The organism is Yoonia sp. (genome assembly GCF_965660735.1).
In the GTDB taxonomy this organism is placed as follows: Bacteria; Pseudomonadota; Alphaproteobacteria; order Rhodobacterales; family Rhodobacteraceae; genus Yoonia.
On sequence record NZ_CBFIBD010000035.1, the window covers coordinates 1 to 23,288 of the forward strand.

The window sequence follows — 23,288 nt, forward strand, 5'->3', positions numbered from 1 at the left end:
CGATAGGCCAGCGTTCCTGCGGCATAGGGGACGAACCCCGCCTTGTGCGGATCGACCGTGATCGTGTCGCAGCGGTCAAAGGCGCCATAGTGGCGGGTCACATAGGGGCCCATCATCATCCCGGGTGACATGCCCAGATCATGCGCGAAATATATATCATCAAGGTCGGGGCGCTGGTCCGCGCCGCTGTGGGCCTCTTGCACGCCCAGATGGCGCGACAAAAGCCGCGCCTCTTCGTCGGTGCCTTGCAGGCCCCGTTCGGCAATCTCGCGCTCAAGTTTCGAAGGCCGCAGGATAGACGCGAAATACCCACCCCAGGCGGCATCGGCATGGAGTGTAAATTCAAGGCCAAGGTCACGATACTCGTCCCGAATATCCGCGATATCGGCCAGCGGATCGACAGCGCTTTCTTCGGTTGTGCCCATCACGGCAACCACTTCCAGCACGGGGCGTTTTTCGGCCAGGCAGCGGTCCAGGTGACGGCGCAGATCAACCGTATCCATGCGCCCGTCCAGATCGACGCGCACGGGCAAAACGCTTGTCCGACCCAAACCGACCAGCGACGCGCCTTTGGGCCACGAATAATGCGCGGTGGCAGGGGCCAGTATGACAGGTGCCGGTGTGTCGGGCAGGAACCGGCGCGCAAATTCGATCATGCCCAGATCGGCCAGGGTGCGGCCCGCGATCGCGGCGGCGACGACGTCGGGCGCGATTCCGATTGTTGCGGTCAGTCGTGCCGACAGTCCGATCGCTTCGTCCACGGGAATATTCAAAAGTTCCCATGTATCCAGATCCAGCAGCCGCCGCCGCTTACCATTCAGTGTCACAAGGGTCAGCGTTCTGGCGGATGTCAGCCGGTCATCATGACGGATCGCATCTGCAAGCGTCAGTGGCAAGTATTTCAGATTGCGGGCTGCCCAGATCGATTCAGCGTTGGCGACAGACCCGTCGCAGGTGATGTGCCCCCAGGGACGCGGCAGATCGCTGTCGGTTTCGGGATCGCGAAACCCCAGCATGCGGCAAATATCGTCGCAGACCGACATCTCCAACAGTGTCGTGACGGGCGACGCCTCGGTTGCGACATTGTTCTGGTTGTAAAGCAGCCCCGCGAAATGCCCCACCACCGCCGGAAGCGTTGTGTCCCAATACATATGCGACTGGTTGCGATAACTGGACAGCGGAATCGATGCGCGCAGATGCGCCAGCATCTCGTCCAGACGGTCACCGATCAATGTGACCGCGTTGTGATAGGCCGCGTTTTCCTGCTCAAAAACGGCGTCGGGGGCCATCCGGGGATCATCGGGGTGATAATCACGGCGTGCTTGAATGTTTGCAGTGATCGCGCGGCCGATCAGGTCACGCAGCACGTCCTCGTTTTCGCCTTTGGGGCCAAGAAACCAAGCCGCAGGTGTGCTGACAGGTGCGGGTTTGTTCAGGCTGAGCTTGTCTGGATGGTTGCGCCGGAAGGCATCCATCGACTTGTGTAAATCATGGCTGCGATGGCGCTGGGTCACGGAAATACTCCTTTAAAATTAAGTTCTTGAGAACCGCCACGTCTGAATTGCGCGGTCGGTGCCGTCTTTAATGCGTCTCGCCTGTGTGGTTGTGGATCAACGGTGCCCGCAACGGCCCTTGTGGCGTAAAGCCAAGGAACGTGCCGTAGAAAGACAATTCTTCCTCCAGCGCGCCGATGATCGACGCGGCCTTGCGAAACCCGTGGCTCTCGCCATCGTAGAATTCGTAGGCATGAGGCAGTTTGCGGGTATTCATCTCATCAATCAGCACGCGCGCCTGTTCGGGGGGCACGACCGGATCCTCGGTGCCTTGGAACAGAATGATCGGGCAATCGATAAGATCCGCATGGAACAGAGGAGAGCGGGCGCGAAACAGCTTTGACGCCGACGGGTAGGGGCCAAGCAAAAGTTCGGCGTAATGTGCCTCGAGCTTGTCCGTGACCTTGGCAATCATCGCCAGATTGGAAATGCCGTAATAACTGGCCGCCGCACTCAGCCGATCGGTGAAGGTCGCCAGCGCAAGTGTCGTATAACCCCCTGACGACCCGCCACGCGAGACGACCCGGTGCGGGTCGGCCTGGCCCTTGGCGACAAGCGCGTCAATCGCGCCGATGCAGTCTTCGACATCGACCTTGCCCCAATTGCCATAGATCGCCCGCCGGAATGCGCGGCCAAATCCGGTGCTGCCCCGATAATTCACATCGACGACGGCAAAACCGCGCGAGGTGAAAAACGGGATCATCAGGTCAAGTGAAGTGCCGGCTGCCGCGGTCGGGCCGCCGTGGATCATGACGATCAACGGAGGAGTTTCACCCGCCGGTCCTTGAAAGCGGGGGTTGCAGGGCGGGTAGTGAAAAGCGTGCGCCGTGGCCATGCCACCCGGCCCGCTGGAAAAGGTGACCGACTGCGGTGCGGCCAGACATGCGACCACGGTATCGTCAAGCGGTGGGCTGGTTGATCTGATCAGCCGGATCTGCCCGGTTCCAAGGTCCATCCGGTAGATGCCCGATGGCTGTGTGAAGGAACCGCCTAGAAACACCGCTGCGCCATCGCTGACATGCAGGTGCTGGATCGCGGTAAAGGATGTGTCTATGACCGCCACATCTCCTGTGGCGGTGTCCACGCGGGCCAAGGACCATGTGCCGTCGCGGGTTATGGCCGCGATGATTTCCCCCTCAGAGGCAAAGCCGAATGATGCGCCACCCAACCGCCATGCGGGATCGGTGAATTCGGCTGCCTCGCGGGTGACGGGCACCAATTCGTTGCCCACGACACGGCAGATGTTGGCCCAGCGATCCCCCGCAATCTCTATTTGGTCGGACACGGCATAGAGCTGTCCACCCGGCGACCAGACCGGCCGCACGATGGCCGTGTCGGAAAAACCCATCAGCTGTTGCAGCACAGGATTTTGCAGCGGGTCGATATCCTGCGCTGGCTGGCCAGCGATACGTTGCGCCGGGCGCAGATCGCCGGATGGGTCAATGTCCGCCACCCAAAGCTGTGTCCCTTCCCAGGGTATCGACGGATAATTCCACGTAATCCATGCCAACCGCCGTCCATCCGGCGACAGGCGCGGTGCTGCATAGAAATCGCCGCCGCTTGCCAGAATACGTGGCGGTCGCGTGCCCGCCAGGTCCAGTGCAACCAGCGTCTGGGTCGGTTGACCATTTGTCTTGACCGTCGTTTCTTCCATGACGGCATAGACGACACTGTTGGCCTGATCGATTTCGAAATCGGCATAGGTTGCGGCGACAAGCGGTGTAATCGGCTCAGGCAGCTTGCCCGGATCCATGCGGTGGACACGCTGATCGGACGTCTTGGGAAAGGCCTCGGACGCGAACTGGGTAAAGACGACCGTGCCGGCGCGCACGGCCATGGCACCACCGCCATAGGAATTCACCAGTGTGCGGGCGTTGTACCAGCGCGGGGTGACATCGCAGGCCCCGGTGTCGGCGCTCCAGCGCATCACCGCGCTGCGGCCACTTTCCTCGGGGCGGCTTTCGATCCAGACGATATCGGCACCGTCAAGGCATATCTGCTCTATCTTGCGGGTGCCCGTCGCAATCGCTTCGGGCACTATAGCAGAATCCCAGGCACCAAAGGACCGGACTTGTTTGTGTGGTGCCGGATTGGCCACCTGTTTTCCCCTGACTTTGGCCGCTGACACAAGCCTAGGGCGAGATCGTCTGGTACCGCAACAACTTTTGTTAAGATTTTATAAGCCGCTTAGGGGCAAATCAGACAGGCTTGTGCTGTGCATGGTCAGAATGATCTGTGCAAGCGCGTGCCATGTTATCGTCAAGGCGTTCTGCAAGAAGGCGCAGGATGAAAAAACCGAACGCTGGATCCTGGTAAAACAGCCGCGTGAATTCGGCCTCTGATATTGCGGCGATCTCGCACTTGCTGATGCAGCGCGCCGTCAGTGTGCGAACGTGGCTTTTGCTAAAGAATGCGACTTCGCCAAAAATTTCACCTACCTGCATTTCTTGATTGATTTCTTCCAGCAAGATGCGGCCCGACTTGAGATAATAGACGCTATCTGCCGGATCGCCGCGGCGAAAGAGCACTGCATCAGCTGGTTTTTCGACAATCTTGAAATACGCTGTAATGCTGATCGGCAGTCCGTCCGACGGTTGTGCCGCACGGATCAATCGTGTTGTACGAAAAATTTCGACAAGACGGAAAACGTTCAATGGCAAAAGCATCAGATGCAGTACAAGCACGGGCATGCTGTGCGCCAGGCCGCCGTATGTGATGAACAAAAGGTTGGCGACAACCGACACGGACCGCAACGGCAACATGGTCTTCATCATGAAAGTCGTAAAGGTGGCCAGCGCTGCCGCCCAGCCGATCAGTTCCGCATAAGTCATACTGCTGCTGTCCTTTTTGTGTCACCAGCCGGGGCAGGGTGGCGTGGCATATCTGCACTACGCAAACACATTAGGAGGGAACGGCCTGTTACATGCAACAGCTTCGGCCTTTTGCGGCGATGTCACACGTCTGGTCAGGACAGAAAATGCGAGTGTCGGATCACGACCGGGCACTCCAGACGCCTCTGTGAAATTTCGGGGGGCGCGTTGGACAGCAAATATTGCGCGCACCAGCTTCCCATGTCGCGGTGGGGCAATAGCACTGTGGTCAGGGCCGGTGAAAGATGTTGGGCAATTTCCTGATCGTCATACCCCATGACAGCCATAGTTTCCCCGACCCGCTCGCCCCGTTCCTTTAGCGCCTCGTAGCAACCGACAGCCATCAGGTCATTGGCGCAAAAGATCGCGTGGGGTCGGATCGGCCCGTCAAGCAGGCGCAAGGTGGCGGCTCGGCCACCACTTGGCAGGAAATTGCCTTCGACGATCAGGTTGGGGTCAATCGGAATGCCCGCCGCGCGCAAGGCGCGCTCGTATCCTTCCATTCGCTGGTCGGCGGCCTCCATCCAGCTTTCACCGGTGATAAAGGCGATCTTGCGGTGGCCGGCCCTGATCAGCATTTCGGCTGCCGCTTCGCCGCCGCGCCGCTCCGCAGGAACGATTGAGGCAAAACGACCGTTTGCGTCATAACAATTCAACAAGACCGATTTATGCTGTGACAGGGCATCCGGCGGCGTCACTTTGCGGGTCAGGATCGAACCATAAATCACACCTTCGACACGATCGGCCGCCCATTTGCGCAAGGTCGCGTTCTCATAGGTCTTGTCGCCGCCGGTCATGACGACCTCGACCAATACGTTTTGCTTCCATGCCTCTTCCTGAACGCCCTCGATGGAAATTGCGGCAAAGGGGCTTGTCGCGATTTCGTCGATCATCAGGCCGACAACCCGTAGCCCTGCCGTTTTCGGCGGGCGTCCTGCGCCACGTGGCCGATAGCCCAATGTGGCCACTGCATCCATCACCCGTTTGCGGGTTTCGGCACTGATCCGCATGTCCTCTTGCCCGTTCAGCACAAAGGATACGGTTGATTGGGACACACCTGCCGCCAAGGCGATGTCCTTCATTGTCACGCGGTTTGGCGGGGGATTGGGCGGAGCTGACATAGGCCAGACCTTACACACTTGCGTTCAGCTAATAAATATTGCTAATAATAATTAGCAAAAAGAATCGACGACAGAATTTGCGGGGAGGGCAAATGTCGCAAAGACGCGGATCAACGCGGAGAATGACGCAACCGCAGGCGGCCTTTGTGCTGCTCATGCCGTTTTTGCTGACATATGCGCTTTTCCTGGTCTACCCGTTCTTTCGCGGCATCTGGATTTCGCTGCACGATTGGAACCTGATGGCGGTGGCGTTCAACCCCGACGCCAAGGAATTCGTCGGCTTGCGCAATTATGAACGCGTCATGTGGGGCAGGGGCATCACGTGGGGCGCATTTGCTGCCCCGGTTTTACAGCTCGCGGGCCTTGCCGGCATCGTGACTGCGATCTTCCTTCGCCGGATGGGCTGGGTGAACCGAGTGACCGCGATTGCCTTGGGCATTGCGGCGATCCTGTTCATCGTCCTCCCCGGTTTTCATCCCGGCGAAGGGGGGCGTTGGTATGACCGGCGGTTCTGGCCAACGGTCGGCAACACCTTGGTATTTGTGGGGTTTACCGTACCCGGCGTGACAATCATTGCCGTTCTGCTGGCCGCCGCACTGAACCGCGAAACCAAGGCAATGACGGTTTTCAGGACGCTGTTCTTTCTCAGCCAGATATTGTCGGTGACGGTCGTGACATTGATCTGGCAGATCATGTTTTCGCCCCGCCAAGGCCTGATCGCGAATATCACCGAGGCGTTTGGCGGGTCGCCGATCGTCTGGCTGACGAACGAAAATTTTGCCATGGCCGCGATCGTGATCACGACGATCTGGTGGTCGCTGGGGATTGCGATGATCCTGTTCCTGGCAGGGCTTCAGGATATCTCCAGAGATCTTTACGAAGCCGCAGCATTGGATAACGCCACTGGCGCAAGGGCGTTTTGGTATATCACGCTGCCAAATCTGAAACGCACGATCACCCTTGTGATCGTGTTGCAGGTGATCTTGCAGTTTCAGGTTTTCGGACAGGCGCATCTGATGACTCAGGGCGGACCGAACGACACCACCCAAGTGCTGGTCCGCTACATCTATCAGACCGCGTTTCGTGACAGTGAATTGGGCCGTGCCTCTGCCATGGCGGTGTTTCTCTTTGTCATCATGGGGGCGTTTGCGGTTTTGCAGTTCGTGCTTGGCCGGGAGGATGCAAAATGAGTCGTAGCTATTACTGGCTCGTCATGGCGCTTGCCATTCCTGCCTTTATCTGGCTGGTGCCAACGATCTGGATGGTGTCTTTGTCATTTCAGCCCAACGAAGTCCTCGCGCGGACCACGTCGACGACTGCGTTTGGCTTGATCCCCATACCCTTTACCGCGGAAAACTATGGGGCGCTTTTCGCTTTCGGGCAAACGCCGCTTTGGTTTCTCAATTCTGTCATCGTTGCGGTGGGGATGACACTTGGCGTTCTGCTGGTTTCAACCACGGCAGGCTATGCGCTGGCGCGGCTGGAGTTTCCGTTCAAACGGTCGATTACCCTGATCTGCCTGGTCGGGCTGATGGTGCCGGAACAGGCCGTGTTCATTCCACTCTATACAATGTTTGCCGATTTGGGCTGGCACAACAGTTATCATGCACTGATCCTGCCACGCATGGCTGTGCCCATCGGCGTGTTCCTGATGATGCAGTTTTTCAAGGCAATCCCAAGTGACATCGAAGAGGCCGCAAGGCTGGATGGCGTCACATGGTTGCAGATTTTCTGGCATGTCATGCTGCCGCTGGCGCGGCCTGCGATGATGACGCTGGCGATCCTGACGTTTCTTTATGCGTGGAACGATTATCTATGGCCGCTTGTATCGGCGCAGCGGCAGGAATTTTTCACGATCACGCTGGGTCTGGCCAGCATTCAATCCAATTTCGCACAATCCGAAGGGCTGGGCCGTGTCATGGCCTCGGGGGTCATCGCCTCGCTTCCGGTTGTGCTGATTTTCCTGATCTTCCAGCGATACGTGGTGCAAGCCATGACCGTTGGCGGAAGCAAGGGGTAAACCGGGGCCGCCGCGCCCCAATTAGGGAGGAAAGATATGAGACATCTCATCATTGGCGCCGCCGTCGCCGCCACGGTCGTAACCGGGGCAACGGCACAAGAAGTTACGCTGGGCCGGTTCTTTGGTGCCTGCGAGGACGCGGGGACCGACACCAAAGCGAGCGTGGGCGAGGCCTGTATCATCCAGTCGATCATCAACGCCGCCGATGCGGAACTGGACGGGATCAGTATCACGACGCTGCCGACCGACTGGGGCAACTACTATGACCAGATCAAGGCGTCTTATGCCGGCGGCACGCCACCCGACGTTCATGTGATGCACCGCCACCGGATTCCAGAATTCGCGGGCCTTGGTGCCTTGGCGGATATTTCGGGCGACCTTGCGGCGGCAGGCATCGATCCTGCTGACTGGTCTGAAAACGCGTTGGCCGCGGTCAGCTTCGATGGCGGTATCTACGGTATCCCGATGGATTTCCACGCCAACCTTTGGCATGTAAACATGGATCTGATGGAAGCCGCAGGTCTGGTGGAAAACGGCGCGCCGGTCCTGCCGTCCTCGCCCGAGGAGCTGCGTGAACACGCGCAGATGGTCAAGGATGCGACCGGGCAGAATTATCTGGCCGCCGACTTTGCGCAGTTTCCCATCGGTGTGCGCCTTGTGCTTGCCCTGATGTGGCAGCAGAACGCCAACATATTTGATGGCGATACCGCAACTCTGGATAACGCCGCAGCCGCCAATGCAGTGACATCAATCACGCAGTTGTTCGACGCTGATCTGGCTAATCCGCAGCTGAACTATGCCGACAGCCAGCAAGCCTTTCTGAATGGCGAGGCTGCCATTCTTGTCAACGGCACATGGGTTGTTGATTTCTATAGCGCAGAGGCTGCGAAACCCGAAGTGGGTCTGGACGATTACTATGTCGCCGACTTTCCGACGCTTTTTGACAGCGGTGCAACCTGGGCCGACAGCCACATGTGGGCAATACCGGCATCGGTTCAGGCGGATCAGGAAAAATACATGGCCGCGCTCCGGGTTCTGGCCTTTATCAACGATCACAATGTCGATTGGGCACGCACCGGCCACATGGCAGTGCGCAAATCTGTTATTGCAAGCGACGAATACACCAGTTTGCCGCACCGCGATGAGTACACTGGCACTGCGGCCATCGCCCGCGATACCCCCCCATCAGAGCGTTACGGTGCCATTCAGGACGTGCTGAACCGCGAATTGCAGGCGATCTGGCTGACCGGCAAACCCGTTGATGTGGCGCTCTCTGACGCCGAAGCCGAAGTTCAGGACCTACTGGACCGCTAGGAGGCTGGCTCTGGCCGCGGGTGCGCGGCCAGAGCACCCCTTGATGCAAAGGATCAATGACGTGAACCAATGGAGCGCAGAAAAGGCAAACGCATGGTGGGCCGAACAGGGCTGGGTTTGTGGATTTAATTTTCTGCCTTCCACCGCTGTCAACTTCATCGAGATGTGGCACGCAGACACATTCGACCGGGCCACGATTCAGCGCGAACTGGGCTGGGCTGCGGATGTCGGCTTTAACGCTTTGCGGGTCAATCTGCATTTCCTGATCTGGAAACATGACCGCAGCGGCCTTTTGGAACGGCTGGATTGGCTGATGCAAACCGCCAGTGATCTTGGGATCAGAACCGTTCCATGCCTTTTTGACGACTGTGGTTTTGGCGGATCCGAACCGGACTATGGGCCCCAACCCGATCCAGTGCCAGGCGTTCACAACAGTCGCGCGGTGGCCAGTCCTGGTCGTGCGGCGCTACTGGATCGGTCGCTTTGGCCTGCATTCGAAGACTATGTTCGGGACGTTGTTCACACCTTCAGGTCAGACAACCGGATATTGTTTTGGGATCTTTATAATGAACCGGGAAATCGCATGGTATTTGAGGCCTCCGGTTCGCAATCCTACCAGCCCGACTTTTCTGCAGCCAGCTTTGATCTGATGGAGGCAAGTTTTGCATGGAGCCGCGAAGAATTGCCGGTCCAGCCGGTGACGGTGGGGGCGTGGTCCACACCGCTGCCGGGGTCATCGAATGCCCCCTACCAAACCGATATTGATCAAAGTGCGTTGGCCATGTCCGATATTGTCACCTTTCATGCCTATTGGGACAGTGCCCATGTCCGCAAATTTATCACCCATCTTGCCGCGTTGAACCGCCCGATGCTGTGCACCGAGTGGATGGCACGGCCTGTTGGCAGCCGGATATCCGATCAGCTCGAGGTCTTTCAGACTGGCAATGTGGGGTGTTTTCAATGGGGGCTGGTCAAGGGCAGGACGCAGACGAACCTGCCTTGGCCCGCCGATCTGGTTCTTGCGCATGGCGGCGTTGCTGATCGTTCTGTCTGGTTTCATGATCTTCTGGATGAAACGGGCGCGCCCTATGATGGGGCCGAAACAAGCCTCCTGCGGCAGGTGCTGCGGGGGGGCTGAACTTATCCTGATACGTCAGTTGAAAGGTACGATGGGATATTGCGCAATCCCCGCGCTGGCTGAAGCAGGCAACGGCCCTTTGCAGCCATTGGCAGAGCCAAGTTACGCCGCCGTGCGTACTCTCCGGATTGATGCCGTCGCAGAGAATGCAAGTGCAGAAAAACGTGGCATGTGCAGCGTCGCTCGTTTTGCAGTGCAGAACATTTCACCGAAGCGGTCGTTCAATCGGGCCGATCTTGGCTGATTTCAAACCGATTTATTGCTGTGGCCCGTCTTTACAAACGACACGCGGACAAAAAGGACCTCTGCTATGGTTGTTCGTTCACTGCGGCACCCGCGAAGGCGCGATCGAGTGCTGGCGCCACTATTTCTCGACACCTGCGGCACTGAGCCTCGCTTCCAACGTTTCAGCATTTCTTACGTCGGAGAACGGAATTGACCTGAAATGCCCAAACGGCAATTCTAGCTTTTTAATCATATCTTGGAAATTTCTGGTTCTGATGATCGACACATCAGCCGAAACTGCAGCGGCATAGACCATTGCGTGCCATGAGGCCTTTGGTGACCTTTCATGGGCTTCTTTTGAGAACTGAATTGCAGACTCGGAGTTGCCGGCCAAGATCCAGGCCAATCCGATCAGCGATTGAAAATATGGGTACTGCGGGTCGATTGTCGTCAGGCAAACAAAGGAATGCATCCGCTCAATTCCGGCGATGTGCGCCCCTGCCAGGATATCGCTTGTGGCAAGTGTCAGATGCGCAAGGTAGAAATTGGGGTTGATCGCCAGGGCACGGGCGCAATCAGCGCGACACCCAACGTGATCCCCAAGCAGCCAAAGCCGCAGGTTGGCGCGGGTGCGAAACGCGAAACTGGAAGACGCGCCAACAGCGACCGCCTTGTCGGCCAGCGACATCGCCCAGTCGGTTTCGCTTTTGCAGGGGTTAATCCGGATCAAGGGGTGCATTTGTGTTGCCGAATGCGCAAGCAGTGCCAACGCCTTGGGATTGTCCGGAGACATCCTGACAGCGGCCTGCATGGTGGCGCGGGCGATCTTGGTATCCGGCAGTGTGATACGGCTGTAGAAATAATGCGCCTTGGCCAGCAATTGCTGGAGATCAAGTCGCTCGTCTGGACTGTCTGCAAACCTCTCACCCTCGTGGGCAATAACGCTGATGCGCAGCACGCTGGCGATCTTTCGGGCCACTTCCTCTGCAAGCCGATGGGTTTCCGATAAGTCGCAATCGAAGGACTCGGCGTAGAAATGCCCGCGGGATTTCACTTCGGAGAGTGAGAGGAAGAATTTGACGCGTTCGCCGCAAACACTCACGCGACCCTGAACAACGTAATCGGCCGACGATGGGGTGCTGTCCAAGGTGAATATGCGCACCCCGGAGCGCGGCGCGGTGACCAGCACCAGTTTATCGCGGAAGTCTTCCGCGAATTCCCTTCCTGCCTGCGAATGGCCGGTGCCTTGAATTTTGTCTATCAGGATTCCTGGTTTCAGGCTGGCGGGAGGAGCGGGCTGCTTGATATCCAGACGATAGCCCGTTCGGGAAACCGTCCGGATGATTTTCCGGTCTGTATCGCGTATCGCCTTTCTGATGCCTTTGATGCACTGCACAAGGCTGTCATCGCTAACAAAAGACTTGCCCCAGACCGTATTGACCAGATTGTCCTTCGAGACGACCTCGCACGGTGTTCTTGCAAGCTCGCCCAACACTAGTGCCGATTGATGGCGCAGCGGAACCGGCTGCCAGTCAATGTCGAAAAGCTCCAGCGACTTGGTATCGAACCAGAAATCTCCGCACGAAATGATTTCAGTATTTTTCAGATTCTTTTCGGGTGGATTTCCTGACATCTCGCGACCTCTGAGGAACACTGGCAACACATAGCACATGCCATAAGTGGCCTGCGCATTTTTTTCAGGAGCCAAACATGAGAAAACGTGCTTTCGCGACCGTCGTCGCAGCTATCGCCCTCTGCGGCATCTCTCTTGCACCTGCAGTGGCGGAAACGACGCTTACGCCGGTGCTGACCACCCCGATCCAGGGCATGCCGAACACAGAAGCGAAGATCCTGTTGTTTGATGTGGATCCTGGATGGAGAACGGATCACCACATCCATCCGGGTCAATTGTTTGTCTACATATTGGAAGGGTCGCTGCAACTGGACGTCGATGGCACGGACCCTGTCGTTTATTCCGCCGGCGAAGCATTCTACGAATTGCCGGACCTTGGAATGGTCGGCTCGAATTTCAGTGCAACCGACCGTGCGAAATTCGTGGTCTTTCAGTTCGGCGAGGCAGGTAAGCCCCTCATGATTGCACAATAGGACAACCGGGCCGGATGACCGCTGTCGGCTTGAAGCGGACATTGTTCCAGTGGTCTTGGCGCTTTCAGCACTTGGCACTGCCGAGAAGCGGATGCTAGGGCGATACCTGACCTGAGGCTTGGGTCAGGCCACAGCTTGCGAAGAGCCAAGATGCCCAAGACAAGACGCTGGGCATGGCGATCGGCCATCCTGTGTTCCTTTTCCCTTCGGCAGGCTGAACGGCGCGCCGTCCCGATTGCTTTGGTTTTTTGCCCCCGCAGGCGGCGAAGGGTGTTTCCGCCTGCGGGGGTGGGTTTTGTTGTCTGCGCGGTGGTTGTGCTGGGCGTAGCTCTCGGCGCTGATGTAGTCGGTGATCTTGGCCGGGCCGTCAGTCTGTGTTCTGCCGCTGGCTGTTTCCGTGGCCAGTGGCGTCATTGCATCCCAGTGTTCTGCGACTTTTCCATTCTCGTCCACCCGGATGATGTCGAAAGACACCATCTCATCAGCCCCGAACGGGGCCGCATTCCGCCAGATATTGTGCATGAAGACGTAGTCTCCGTCTTTGAACATGCGGATGTTTTCAGCCATCGTTCCGTGCACTTTCAAAACAGGCAGTAGCCCGATGAACGGATCAAGCCCGTTTGGAATGAAGGGACTGTGTTGAATGTAATCGGCGTTCGCCAACTCTTGCATTGTTGCGGCGTCTTGCTGCAACGCGGCGCCCAGAAATGCGCCCACGATTTTTTCGTGGATATGGTGTCATCGGCAAATGCGCCGGTGGCAACCACAACAGCCGCGGCTACTGCGAAGATGGTCTTCTTCATCAGAAAAGTCATTTCGGTTGGGTTTGGGTCGTTCAAGTGCGTGGCCCGCTGCGCGCAGGCGATCAGGCGTCAGAGCCGCCTTGAACGGTGTCGAGCTGCATCTCTCTCAGGAGCGCATCCCGGCGCGGTTGAGCATCAAGGAAGCAGCGGGCGACAGCGCATCGGTTTACATGAGGGCAAACGCAGCATTGCTGAAGTCGGGCCCCCTCCGGGCTTTCGTCGCGCGGCCCACGAGGGGCAGTTTCGAGAAACATCGACATGCGCTGCGGCTGCGCCAATGGCTGCTTTTCATAACATGGTCAGGCCAGGCCTTGGCCATTTCTATTAGATGGAAGCAAGCTGGGGATGATAGTAAGCTTCGGGGTATTTCATTGGTTTGAAGGGGCCCTGGGGCACGACCCCATTCCAGCTACGCCCAAAATAACCTTGGCGGCAATGTATCAATGATCCCGCCTGTGCGATGCCGGGCAATGCATGGACACGGCAAAGCCAGCGCCAAAGGTGGGGGTAACAAAGTATTTGCGCACCGTTCAGTTTCATACGAACGTAATAGACTGGATCGTGGCGGTAGAGTGTCGGAAACAGGCGCAGATCGGCCTCGGTGAAATCTTGCCCCGTAAGAAACGAGCGACCATCAGATAGCAGGCTGTCAAGCGCTGCAAGTGTCTCGAAATAGGCGTCAAAGGCGGCAGCATAGACCGCTTGGTCAGAGGAAAATCCGGCCTTGTAGGCACCGTTATTGATGGTCGTGTAGACCAATTCATTCAATGCGTCGATCTCTTGCTGAGGTGCTGGCTGGTCGGGGTAAAGCCGCACCCGTTCTGAATTCGGGATTGTGCTCCCCAAGGCCTCGGCATGTGCATCGAGCATGCGGATGATCTCGGCACTTTCGTTGTTTACGATCCGACCGGCGACTTTGTCAAATAGGATGGGAACGGACTGCTCTTCGGAGCCTTCGGCACGGTAAATCTGCTTGACCAGACGCAGACCTTTTCCGGTTCCCGTCTCATGCGTGCATTCGGGCAGGGCGTTCCCTGTCAATGTCGCAATCCGGTCGGGCGCAAACTCCCAAAGGTTCGGGCCTTCGGGGTCGTCATCATCTGTCCGGTTCGGGAATGCCACATCCATCGTGATGCTATCGCACAGGCCCAGCACATTGCGCGCCAAGGTCACGCGGTGGCACCAAGGGCAATTCAGCGCAACGAACACATGATACCGGCCAGGCTCCGGCGGAAAGTCCGGATCGCCGATGGCATGGCGAAAGTTGCTGATGCCGCGCACGAATTCACCTCGTGCGCGGCGTTCTGTGGCTTGGGTCTGGTCCTCTTGGACGGATACATCTTTGGTCATGCGTCTTAATTCATCCTCTGAGCCGGTAATGCAAGATGATCGGCACGGCCAGGTCTTCTTCATCCGTCAGGTGGCGTTTCAAAAAGGCCGCGATAACCTTGCTGGTGTCATGCACTGCTCCGGCCTCGTCATGTGCCTGTGCGGCGTCGACCGTCGTCAGTTTGATCACGCGGTTGGCTTGCCGCGTGAAATCTTCCAGCACCTTGTCAAGATCGGCGTGATCCTGTTCCAGCACCTCAAGCCCGCCAGCGAACCGCGGATCCGCCGCCGCAAGTTCGGGGAAATAGCTGTGGTCTTCCCAGCCATGATGGGCATGCAGGTTTCTGACCAGGTTGCCACCATGGTAGGACAGCCGACCGGCAAAGTCGTCCAAGGCAATGTCCTTGTTCAGCGCAGCTTCGGCATCCAGCCGAATGCGTTCCGCCACGCGGCGGAACATCTGATGCGCGCCCAGCCAGTGCCTGGTCTTTTCGCGGAACCCGGGATGGGCTTCCCATGTGTCGCGGGGATATCGGGCCAGCAGGACTTGCAACTCATCGGGCATCTCGTCTTCGCGGATATGATAGGTATCAAGCATGTCACACCTCTTTTCCGAGCAAAGGTGGGGCCGGTTTGACGGCCCCACCAGTCTGCCTGCCGTCATGGCGGCTATGTGCCAACCAACAGCGCGGGATCAACGGCGTCCGCAATGCCCGCAACCGCATCGGGCGTATCAAGCGAGACGGTCATGACGCCCGCCAGCATGTGGACAAGGCTCCAAATGGCCCAAAGACCAGCAGCGGTCTTGAGACAGAATGAAATTGGAGGCTGAGGCAAGTGTTTTTCCTTTTCGGAGTTTATGCGCGCGCATCAATGGCGTCGCAGAATGTGGAAATTGCTTTGCGCAGGTCCAGCGCAAGCTCCGGGGTTGTCAGCCGGTCCGTTTGCCTGTCGAAATGTTCGTTGAAGGGGCCGAAGCTGAAGTTGGACGTGATATTCGCGCCAAAATGGGGAAAGCCTCCCATCGCCGCAGCCAGCACATTCTGGCCGCCACGCCGACCCATGGATGTGGCCATCAGCATCAAGGGACGATCTTGAAAAATCTTCATGTTGATGCGGCTGCACCAGTCAAAGATGTTCTTGAACGAGGCGGTGTAAGCTCCGTTATATTCGCCGAGCGAGATGATCACCCCGTCAGCCGCCCCCAGCTTTTTGTAGAAATACTGTGCATGCCGCGAGATACCCTGTGCCTCGCGCTCGGGGCTGTAGATCGGCATCTCATAATCGTTCAGGTCCAAAACCTCAATTTCCACATGCGCCTTGAATTCATCCTGAAGAATTCCGGCGGCATGCAAGACAAGGCGCTTGTTGATGGACTGCATGCTGTTACTGGCGGCAAAGACGACGATATTGGAAGGTAAGGACACGACGTTTTCCGATCAGGATAAAGGGCTATTGGTGCGGCCGAGAACCTCTGGGATCCACGCGAAGTCCACGCAGCAGGTAGGGGTAAATCTTGTGACCCTTGGCGGCTCTGCTCGTGTTGGGCTTCTGATAGATCGGCATAAGGCCCATCAGTCGCATCAAGCGTCTGATCCGCTTCTCATTGACCACGTGGTCGTTTTCGGGCTTCGGAAACCAAAGGACCGTCTTTTCCCGCAGAGTAATCTAGGCAAAGGGCATTATCCGCCTGAGGGTGTGGTGTGCCTTCCATCCAATAGTGTCCAAAGAAGACTGGTGAGGCGTCCGTTGGGTAGGAACTTTGCAAGATGCCTTCAGGCAATATCCCATCTGGTAGCATTTCGAGGTCGGGCACGGATATCGCTACCTCGCGCCATGTTTTAGCTTTGCTATTCCACCATTTTCGACGAATGCTTGTTCTCTCGTGTCCGGCTTTGTCTAGGAAAGACAGACCGTCCCGCAATTCCAGCCCCGGGCCTTTCACCGCTGTCTCGACAAGATCGAAAAGTGGATCGTTCTGGTCTGCAGCAGTGCACAGTTGCTCGTTGGTCAGAGTGCCGTCCAGTGTTTGCTTTTTGAGCTTCTGCATAGAAGCTTCATCCCAGCATGCGTGAATGGCTCTAAAGCCACCAAATTCGAGATAAAGTGGCAAACTGGCCATCCATTCGACTGCTTCCCTTGCCTCAGCGCAGTGTAAGGGGAACTCACGTAGAAACAAAGCATGTTGCGCCACATTTTGCTTAGTGTGCGCCCTCAGAGGGTCATCTCATATTGTATGAAAATGGATCGCATTGAGTTCATGGTTACCCATTACGGCAGAGGTGGTACCGGCGTCGAGCATCGACCTCACAATGCAAATAACCTCACCATTTTTGGGGCCTCGGTCGATAAAATCACCAAGTAACACGACTCGGCGATTTGGATCGCTATGCCGCCATGCACCATTTCTCATGCGGTAGCCTAGCTCAGTGAGGGCTCCCTTTAGTTTTGCTGCTTGTCCATGGATGTCTGGAATTATGTCATACATACTATTTCCTCTGTAGCTTGATCTCAGAGAAGTCTGATCAAATAATCAATGGCTACGCGTGCTAGGCGTCATAAAGTTATGCCTAGCTGGGACTAACTTGATACTAGCAAGACGCAGCAGACAGATTGCTTGTGTGGGAAAGGCAGTGGGAAAAAAATAACCCAAATCCTAAAAAACAAACAAAATCAATGTCTTTGGGGAAAACGCTGGCTGGGATGGTAGGATTCGAACCTACGGTACACTGTACCAAAAACAGTTGCCTTACCACTTGGCTACATCCCACCAGCGTGAGGCTGGATACTGCGAAGGCGGGGGCGGTTCAAGCCCCGTTTGCACAAAAAAACGCTATTCCTTTTGGCCGTCACTATGCAGCAGATCTTCGGTCGCTTCTGTCGCGCGTTCGGCTTTGACGATCCGGGCAAGGGCCGCGTCATCGGTGGCCGCAACCGGTTCGACCGTCGTTGATTCGTGCTGTTGCCTGGGCGTTGCGCTGGGTTCCTGTATCAGGCTGACGGACTGGGTCGCGTCGGGGATCGTGACGCCTGCGGACTGGATCGCAAGTTTGACCTGCCGCAGCGCCTCGCCCTTGGCGCGCACGATCGATGTTTCGTCCTGATCGACCCAGCCGGTCACGACCAGTTCGATACCGGACGGGTGCAGCGCCTCGATCCATGTCTGTGCGGCGGGTTCTGTCAGAACAAAAGGCAGCGATTGCACAGTGTTTTCCGCAAGAACCCTGGTTGCCTGTAAATCTGCGTCCCTGTCCACGATGATCGAAAACATGAACCGGCGCTCGGCGTTCTTTGTATAGTTGATGATCCGGCTGTTGAAGACAGTCGCGTTTGGAATGCGAATATGGTTGCCATCCAGGGACAAAAGGATCGTTGCCCGGCTGGTCAGGCGAATGACCTTGCCCAGATCGCCATTGATCTCGACCGTGTCGTTGGGCCGGAACGGTTGCCGAAAGGACAGCATGACCGACGCGATGAAATTTTCCACCGTATCCCGCACGGCGAACCCCAACGCCAGCCCGATTATCCCGGCGGCCCCCAGAATCGTGCTGAGCAGGGCCGTTGCATTCAAGATATCCAGCGCAATCACGATTCCAATGATGACAAATGCGATTCGCAAAAGTTGCCGGTATACATCGGCGACAAAGGCGTTCGGCGCCAATTGTTCCCAAGGGCGACGCATACGCGCAATCGCAAAACCGACAAGAACCACAGTGAAAAATGCAAATGCGGCAATCGCGGCAAGGGGCAGAAAGATGATGAACTGCTCGACCCTTGCCTTGAAACGGTCAATCGCGGGGTCCAGACGTTCGCTGATATCGGCAGTTTCCGTCACCTCGTTCTTGACTGCAACGACCCCTTCCACACGGGTGACCAGGGGATCAAGCGCCTGCGCATCCATGACAGAGGTTGCGGTGCCCCGCAGCGTGACCACCCCTTCGTTCACCGAAACCGTGACATTGCCGTAATTGCCCAGTTCCGCAAGTATCTCGCGGATGCGCGTGGCGATGGCCGCATCCTGCTGTGCGGAGGTTTCCGTCGTAATGGGGCTTGTAGCCTCTTGCGCGGGGGCCGGCAGGGCAATGGTCAGAAAAAGGGCAAGCAATAGGAAAATGCGCATGGGTTCAATCCGGTTCAGCCTGCCCCCAGCCTAGGCCAAGCTGCGCCGGCGCACACCCCAAATTGTCAGACCCGCAGCGGATCGGCCTTGGCCAAGGTATCAAACGCCATCAGGCTGTGCACCAAGGCACCCATCTGGTCCAGCGGGATCATGTTTGGCCCGTCCGATGGCGCGTTGTCCGGGTCTTCATGCGTTTCAATGAACACGGCCGCAATTCCCAGCGATACCGCCGCCCGCGCCATGACCGGCGCAAACTCGCGTTGTCCGCCTGAGGAGCCACCCTGACCGCCGGGTTGCTGCACCGAATGGGTTGCATCCATCACCACCGGATAGCCGGTGCGTGCCATGATCGGCAGCGACCGCATATCAGCAACCAGCGTGTTATATCCAAACGACGAGCCGCGTTCGGTAAGCAGGATACGCTTGTTGCCCGTGCTTTCGATTTTGGCCACCACATTGGGCATATCCCAGGGTGCCAGAAACTGCCCTTTCTTGATATTGATGACAGCGCCGGTTTCGCCCGCGGCCAGCAACAGGTCTGTCTGACGGCACAGGAACGCAGGGATCTGCATGACATCACAGACCGACGCGACAGTGGCACAATGTTCGGGCGCATGAATGTCGGTCAGGACCGGACACCCGATGGTATCCTTGACCGACTGCATGACCTTCAGTCCTTCATCCATGCCAAGCCCACGCTTGCCGCCCAATGATGTGCGGTTGGCCTTGTCATAGCTGCCTTTGAAAATGAACTGCGCCCCCGCAGCAGCACAGTTCTCGGCCATCCGGCCTGCGATCATCTGGGCGTGATCCACGCTTTCAAGCTGGCAGGGGCCCGCAATCACAAGCAGCGGGCGGTCGTTGCTGACGGTCAACGCGCCAATATCAACGTCATGCATCATGAACTGACCTGTTCACGCAGAATAGAAGCGGTAAGTGAAATCATCAGATAAATTCCTGAAAAGATGAAAAAGGACAACAGTGCGTTTTCAAAGGCGCGCGGATAGGTCGCCTCGTCCGGGGCGATCGGTTTCACGCTTTGCGACAGATAGCGGACCTGACGATTGGCTTCGATCTGGGCAGCTTCCATCTGGGTCAGTGCCTGTTGGACCAGGACAGTCTGGAATGTATAGTTTTCCTCGGCGGCGCGCAGTTCGGTGTTGCGTGACGCCTGCGAGGTGTCCCCCGGTGCACCCGATGTCATTTCATCGCGCATCGCGGCAATCAATCCGTCGATATTGGCTATCTGGTCACGCAGGGCCTGCACCTGCACTTCGCTTGGGCGTTCGACGTTCAACCGCGACTGCAGCACCAGTTCCAGCCTTTGGCGTTCGCTTTCCAGGCGGCCGATTTGCTGCGTTCGTGCGGCGGTCTCGCCTGCGGGGTCGATCTGCTGCACCTCTTCCTGAATGGCCAGCCATTCGGCAAGGGCGGTCGCGCGGCGTGCCTCGGCGGTTTCATAGCTTGCGCGCGCTCCTTGCATCTGGTCGGCGCGCAAGCGGCTGGTCAACTGGTCCACCTGTTCTTCAGCATAGCCGATCAGGGCTTCTGCAAATTCCTGGCTTTTGGCGGGGTCGGCGGCGATTACCTCCATCCGCAGAATTCCTTCGGTGGGGTCATAGCTGATGCGGACCATTTTGCTGTAGACCTTGAATGCGGCCTCGTTGCTGGCATTTTCGGGCAGGCGCTGGATCGGGTCGATCGCGGGATCGCTGAAATGCGCCTTGAAGCCATGGTCACGGTCCAGCCGCAGCATCGCCTCGCGCGAGGCAAGGTAGGATTGCACCGCGATGCTGTCCTGCTGGGTGGCCATTGACGTGCCCTGAAACAACCCGCCCAGCCCGGCGGCGCCGGCACTTTCTGCCTGTTGGATCACGATTTCCGATTTTGTCGCATACATCGGGGTGGCCATGGTGAAAAAATACCACCCGACAATGAACGTCGGCAGGAAGACAAAGAACGACAGCCGTGTGAACAGCAGCGCCAGCTTGCGGCGACGGCGGCTGGCAATGTCACGTTGAATTTGCGTGATTTCCCTGGCACGGCGATCAGCCACAGCCGATCTGCCGGTAACGGGCAGATTGTCGCCGTTACGTTGCATCGTGTCCGGCAATTGAACGCGACCCGACGAACCATTGGGCAGTTTGCCGTCAGGCGCGATCAGTTCCAAGACGGAATGACGCTGAAAGGGGTCAATCCCGGCCTGTCGCAACTGGTGAACCGCATCAAAATCAGATGCAACCGAAAGACCTTGCTTGTGTGCCACCCGGCGGGCCATACGCAGTTGCCGCCCGGTCAGGCCTTCTTTGCTGATAGCCTCAAGATCTGCGACCGTGTCGGCACCATCTGCGCCCGAAGGGGCTGTCTGCTCGGCGACTGCCGGGCCTTCTGGCACGCCGCCACGACGGATGCGAAATTTCTTAACCCTGGGTTTGATAGTCATAAAGCGCTTTTGCCTCTTCCAGGGTGTCGAACATATGCAACTGCCCATCGCGTAACACGGCCGCCGATCGGGCGAACCGTTCCAATGTGGCTGGTTGATGCGATACTATGATCACTGTCGCCTTCTCAAGCCGTTCGCGCAGGATTTCACCGGCCTTGCGGTTGAATTCAGCATCTGTTGCGTTGGGCATGCCCTCATCGATCAGATAGATATCAAAATCCAGCGCCAGCATCAGCGCAAAAGTGAACCTTTGTCGCATGCCTTGCGAATATGTGCCGACGGGCATGTCGAAATATTCTTCCAGTCCGCAAAGCCAGCGGCAAAACGCCTCGACATAGTCGGGGTCCAACCCATACAGCCGCGCGATATAGCGGCTGTTTTCCATTGCGGTATGCCGGTTCACCACCCCGCCCATGAACCCGAGTGGAAACGAAATGCGGCAACTGCGCGAAATCCGCCCTTCATCAGGTTTTTCCAGCCCTGCCATCATATTGATGAGCGTTGTCTTGCCTGTGCCGTTGGGCGCAAGAATTCCCATCGAGTGGCCCAGTTCCACGCGAAACGACACGCGATCAAGGATTACCTTGCGCTGCGTGCCCGTCCAGAAAGATTTGCTGACCTGCGCGAATTCCAGCATCGTTTACCTGCGTCTAGCCCCCGAGCGGATAACATCATCTTTCTCATTAGTGGGTTAAAATCCGGGCACCATAAGTTTATTTGCCACCTCTATTGTAAAATTGCGGCACGACGGCGGCAGAACTGGCACGAAAACAGATGTCTGGCATGCATCACGCCCCCTTTTTCTTTGTCCGCCCGCGCCTTAAATCAGGGGCATGAGCCTGCAATCCCGTATATCCGCCTGCCGTTTGTGCAGTCAGCGCTTTGCCGCGACGGCAACGGGTCATGCGCCGCGCCCCGTTGTCTGGTTTTCGGCTCAGCCGCGCATATTGATCGCGGGGCAGGCGCCGGGATTGCGGGTGCATCAGGCAGGTAAACCGTTTTGCGATCGCTCCGGTGATCGTCTGCGCGACTGGCTGGGTATGGATGCTTATACTTTCTATGACCGCGACAGGGTGGCGATCGTTCCGATGGCATTCTGCTTTCCGGGCTATGATGCGGCAGGATCAGATCTGCCGCCACCAAAGATCTGCGCGCAGACTTGGCATGATGACGTCATGCAAAGGTTGGGCGATGTGCCGCTGACCGTTCTGGTGGGCGGGCATGCCCAACGCTGGCATCTGGGGGGCAAGGGCACTGTCACCGATACCGTGCGCGGCTGGCGCGACCATGCACCGCGTGTCTTTCCCTTGCCGCATCCGTCGTGGCGTAATACCGGGTGGCTAAAGAAAAATCAGTGGTTTGCGGCGGACCTGCTGCCAGCCTTGCGGAACCGTATAAAGGATGTGTTGCAATGACCGATCTGGATCAGGCCCATGCCGCGATGGAGGCCGCCCCTGCCAATGATGCGGCCCGCCTGCGGTTTTACGAACGGCTGGCCGACACCGAATTGTTCATGCTGCTGGGTGCCGAAGCGACGGGCGATCAGGTAACACCGGAATTGTTCGAGATCGAAGATCAACGTTTTACCCTTGTGTTCGACCGCGAGGAACGCCTGTCGCAATTCGTGGGCCGGGCTGCTCCTTATGCGGGGCTGCCGGGTCGTGCGTTGGCGCAGATGCTGACGGGGCAGGGGATCGGGCTTGCGCTGAACCTTGAGGTCGCGCCATCTGCCATGCTGATCCCGTCTGATGCGGTGGATTGGCTGGTTGCCACGTTGTCCAATGCGCCCGACGAAACAGAAGCGCGCCTGTCCGAAGTGTCCGCGCCCAAGGGTCTGCCAGAGGCAGTGATCAGCGGGCTTGACCGGAAACTTGCCATTGCGGCGGGGTTGGCCCGCTTTGCCTATCTTGCGGCGGCAACCTATGACGACGGCGCAAAGGGACATGTGCTGGCGTTTGTCGATGCCACACCGGGTGCGGAACAGGCGCTGGCCAATGCCGCAAGCGAGGCGCTGACATTTTCAGGGATCGAGGCGGGTATGATGGATGTGCTTTTCGTGCGGGCATCGGACCCGCTTGCGGCACATCTGGCCCGTGTAGGGCTGCGGTTCGACCTGCCCGAACCTGCCGCCCCGCAGGCACCCGGCGCACCGGGGATGGACCCGGACAAACCGCCGCGTCTGCGCTGATTGCGAGACGCGTTAGGGCTTTGTTCAGGTCGAGGCCGTAGGTTTGTGGGGAAGCTGA

The 23,288-nt window shown here is 57.7% G+C and carries 23 protein-coding genes, 1 tRNA gene and 1 pseudogene; 7 read left to right on the forward strand and 18 right to left on the reverse strand.

Annotated features, from left to right (window positions below; all coding sequences use genetic code 11):
* The 4 genes from ACTG4B_RS12235 to ACTG4B_RS12250 form a co-directional block, all read right to left on the reverse strand.
* Positions 1-1,514, reverse strand: a 1,514-nt coding sequence (locus tag ACTG4B_RS12235) for a pyridoxal-dependent decarboxylase (RefSeq protein ID WP_439155985.1), incomplete at its 3' end; no start/stop codon positions are given.
* A gap of 67 nt (positions 1,515-1,581) precedes the next feature.
* Positions 1,582-3,591, reverse strand: a complete 2,010-nt coding sequence (locus tag ACTG4B_RS12240; RefSeq protein ID WP_439155986.1) for a S9 family peptidase — start codon at positions 3,589-3,591, stop codon at positions 1,582-1,584.
* Positions 3,592-3,751: 160 nt separating this feature from the next.
* Positions 3,752-4,297, reverse strand: coding sequence for a Crp/Fnr family transcriptional regulator (locus ACTG4B_RS12245; RefSeq protein ID WP_439155987.1), 546 nt, complete (start codon positions 4,295-4,297; stop codon positions 3,752-3,754).
* A gap of 221 nt (positions 4,298-4,518) precedes the next feature.
* A complete protein-coding gene (locus ACTG4B_RS12250) occupies positions 4,519-5,544 on the reverse strand; it encodes a LacI family DNA-binding transcriptional regulator (protein ID WP_439155988.1) in 1,026 nt (341 codons plus the stop codon).
* Between the two features lie 122 nt (positions 5,545-5,666).
* On the opposite strand from ACTG4B_RS12250, the gene ACTG4B_RS12255 reads away from it, so the two are divergent.
* From ACTG4B_RS12255 to ACTG4B_RS12270, 4 genes are all read left to right on the forward strand, one after another.
* Positions 5,667-6,734: a carbohydrate ABC transporter permease gene (locus ACTG4B_RS12255; protein ID WP_439155989.1), complete on the forward strand. Its 1,068-nt coding sequence runs from the start codon at positions 5,667-5,669 to the stop codon at positions 6,732-6,734.
* Positions 6,731-7,564: a carbohydrate ABC transporter permease gene (locus ACTG4B_RS12260; RefSeq protein ID WP_439155990.1), complete on the forward strand. Its 834-nt coding sequence runs from the start codon at positions 6,731-6,733 to the stop codon at positions 7,562-7,564. The genes ACTG4B_RS12255 and ACTG4B_RS12260 overlap by 4 nt, the downstream gene beginning before the upstream one ends.
* Positions 7,565-7,600: 36 nt before the next feature.
* Positions 7,601-8,878 carry an extracellular solute-binding protein gene (locus ACTG4B_RS12265; protein WP_439155991.1) on the forward strand — a complete coding sequence of 426 codons (1,278 nt, stop codon included), beginning with the start codon at positions 7,601-7,603 and terminating at the stop codon, positions 8,876-8,878.
* Positions 8,879-8,939: 61 nt separating this feature from the next.
* A complete protein-coding gene (locus tag ACTG4B_RS12270; RefSeq protein WP_439155992.1) occupies positions 8,940-10,016 on the forward strand; it encodes a hypothetical protein in 1,077 nt (358 codons plus the stop codon).
* Positions 10,017-10,380: 364 nt separating this feature from the next.
* Here ACTG4B_RS12270 and ACTG4B_RS12275 read toward each other — a convergent pair whose 3' ends face one another.
* The gene (locus ACTG4B_RS12275; RefSeq protein WP_439155993.1) at positions 10,381-11,949 is read right to left on the reverse strand and encodes a winged helix-turn-helix domain-containing protein; all 1,569 of its coding nucleotides are present in this window, start codon (positions 11,947-11,949) and stop codon (positions 10,381-10,383) included.
* 2 nt (positions 11,950-11,951) lie between these two features.
* On the opposite strand from ACTG4B_RS12275, the gene ACTG4B_RS12280 reads away from it, so the two are divergent.
* The gene (locus ACTG4B_RS12280) at positions 11,952-12,347 is read left to right on the forward strand and encodes a cupin domain-containing protein (RefSeq protein WP_439155994.1); all 396 of its coding nucleotides are present in this window, start codon (positions 11,952-11,954) and stop codon (positions 12,345-12,347) included.
* A gap of 123 nt (positions 12,348-12,470) precedes the next feature.
* Here the strand turns inward: ACTG4B_RS12280 and ACTG4B_RS12285 are convergent, their stop codons facing one another.
* From ACTG4B_RS12285 to ACTG4B_RS12345, 13 genes and pseudogenes are all read right to left on the reverse strand, one after another.
* A complete protein-coding gene (locus tag ACTG4B_RS12285) occupies positions 12,471-13,064 on the reverse strand; it encodes a nuclear transport factor 2 family protein (protein WP_439155995.1) in 594 nt (197 codons plus the stop codon).
* Between the two features lie 410 nt (positions 13,065-13,474).
* Positions 13,475-14,500 (reverse strand): glutathione S-transferase C-terminal domain-containing protein, encoded by a 1,026-nt coding sequence (locus ACTG4B_RS12290; RefSeq protein ID WP_439155996.1) that lies wholly within the window; start codon positions 14,498-14,500, stop codon positions 13,475-13,477.
* A gap of 10 nt (positions 14,501-14,510) precedes the next feature.
* Positions 14,511-15,077 carry a hemerythrin domain-containing protein gene (locus ACTG4B_RS12295; protein ID WP_439155997.1) on the reverse strand — a complete coding sequence of 189 codons (567 nt, stop codon included), beginning with the start codon at positions 15,075-15,077 and terminating at the stop codon, positions 14,511-14,513.
* A 71-nt stretch (positions 15,078-15,148) separates the two neighbouring features.
* Positions 15,149-15,316: a hypothetical protein gene (locus tag ACTG4B_RS12300; RefSeq protein ID WP_439155998.1), complete on the reverse strand. Its 168-nt coding sequence runs from the start codon at positions 15,314-15,316 to the stop codon at positions 15,149-15,151.
* Positions 15,317-15,336: 20 nt separating this feature from the next.
* A complete protein-coding gene (locus ACTG4B_RS12305; RefSeq protein WP_439155999.1) occupies positions 15,337-15,906 on the reverse strand; it encodes an NADPH-dependent FMN reductase in 570 nt (189 codons plus the stop codon).
* A 52-nt stretch (positions 15,907-15,958) separates the two neighbouring features.
* Positions 15,959-16,078 (reverse strand): annotated as a pseudogene (locus ACTG4B_RS12310) (IS3 family transposase); the annotation flags it as partial.
* Between the two features lie 4 nt (positions 16,079-16,082).
* Positions 16,083-16,601, reverse strand: a complete 519-nt coding sequence (locus ACTG4B_RS12315; RefSeq protein ID WP_439156000.1) for a hypothetical protein — start codon at positions 16,599-16,601, stop codon at positions 16,083-16,085.
* Positions 16,602-16,706: 105 nt separating this feature from the next.
* Positions 16,707-16,967, reverse strand: coding sequence for a metallophosphoesterase (locus ACTG4B_RS12320; protein WP_439156001.1), 261 nt, complete (start codon positions 16,965-16,967; stop codon positions 16,707-16,709).
* Positions 16,968-17,174: 207 nt separating this feature from the next.
* Positions 17,175-17,249 (reverse strand) — tRNA-Gln (locus ACTG4B_RS12325).
* Positions 17,250-17,312: 63 nt separating this feature from the next.
* Entirely contained in the window at positions 17,313-18,599 is a 1,287-nt protein-coding gene (locus ACTG4B_RS12330; protein WP_439156002.1) for a mechanosensitive ion channel domain-containing protein, read from the reverse strand.
* A gap of 65 nt (positions 18,600-18,664) precedes the next feature.
* Positions 18,665-19,498, reverse strand: a complete 834-nt coding sequence (kdsA, locus tag ACTG4B_RS12335) for a 3-deoxy-8-phosphooctulonate synthase (RefSeq protein WP_439156012.1) — start codon at positions 19,496-19,498, stop codon at positions 18,665-18,667.
* Positions 19,498-21,042, reverse strand: a complete 1,545-nt coding sequence (locus ACTG4B_RS12340; protein ID WP_439156003.1) for a capsule biosynthesis protein — start codon at positions 21,040-21,042, stop codon at positions 19,498-19,500. The genes kdsA and ACTG4B_RS12340 overlap by 1 nt, the downstream gene beginning before the upstream one ends.
* A complete protein-coding gene (locus tag ACTG4B_RS12345) occupies positions 21,020-21,679 on the reverse strand; it encodes an ABC transporter ATP-binding protein (protein ID WP_439156004.1) in 660 nt (219 codons plus the stop codon). Before ACTG4B_RS12345 ends, ACTG4B_RS12340 begins: the two co-directional genes overlap by 23 nt.
* Positions 21,680-21,875: 196 nt before the next feature.
* On the opposite strand from ACTG4B_RS12345, the gene ACTG4B_RS12350 reads away from it, so the two are divergent.
* Entirely contained in the window at positions 21,876-22,457 is a 582-nt protein-coding gene (locus ACTG4B_RS12350) for a uracil-DNA glycosylase family protein (protein ID WP_439156005.1), read from the forward strand.
* Positions 22,454-23,230 (forward strand): SseB family protein, encoded by a 777-nt coding sequence (locus tag ACTG4B_RS12355; protein ID WP_439156006.1) that lies wholly within the window; start codon positions 22,454-22,456, stop codon positions 23,228-23,230. Before ACTG4B_RS12350 ends, ACTG4B_RS12355 begins: the two co-directional genes overlap by 4 nt.
* The last annotated feature ends 58 nt before the right edge of the window (positions 23,231-23,288 follow it).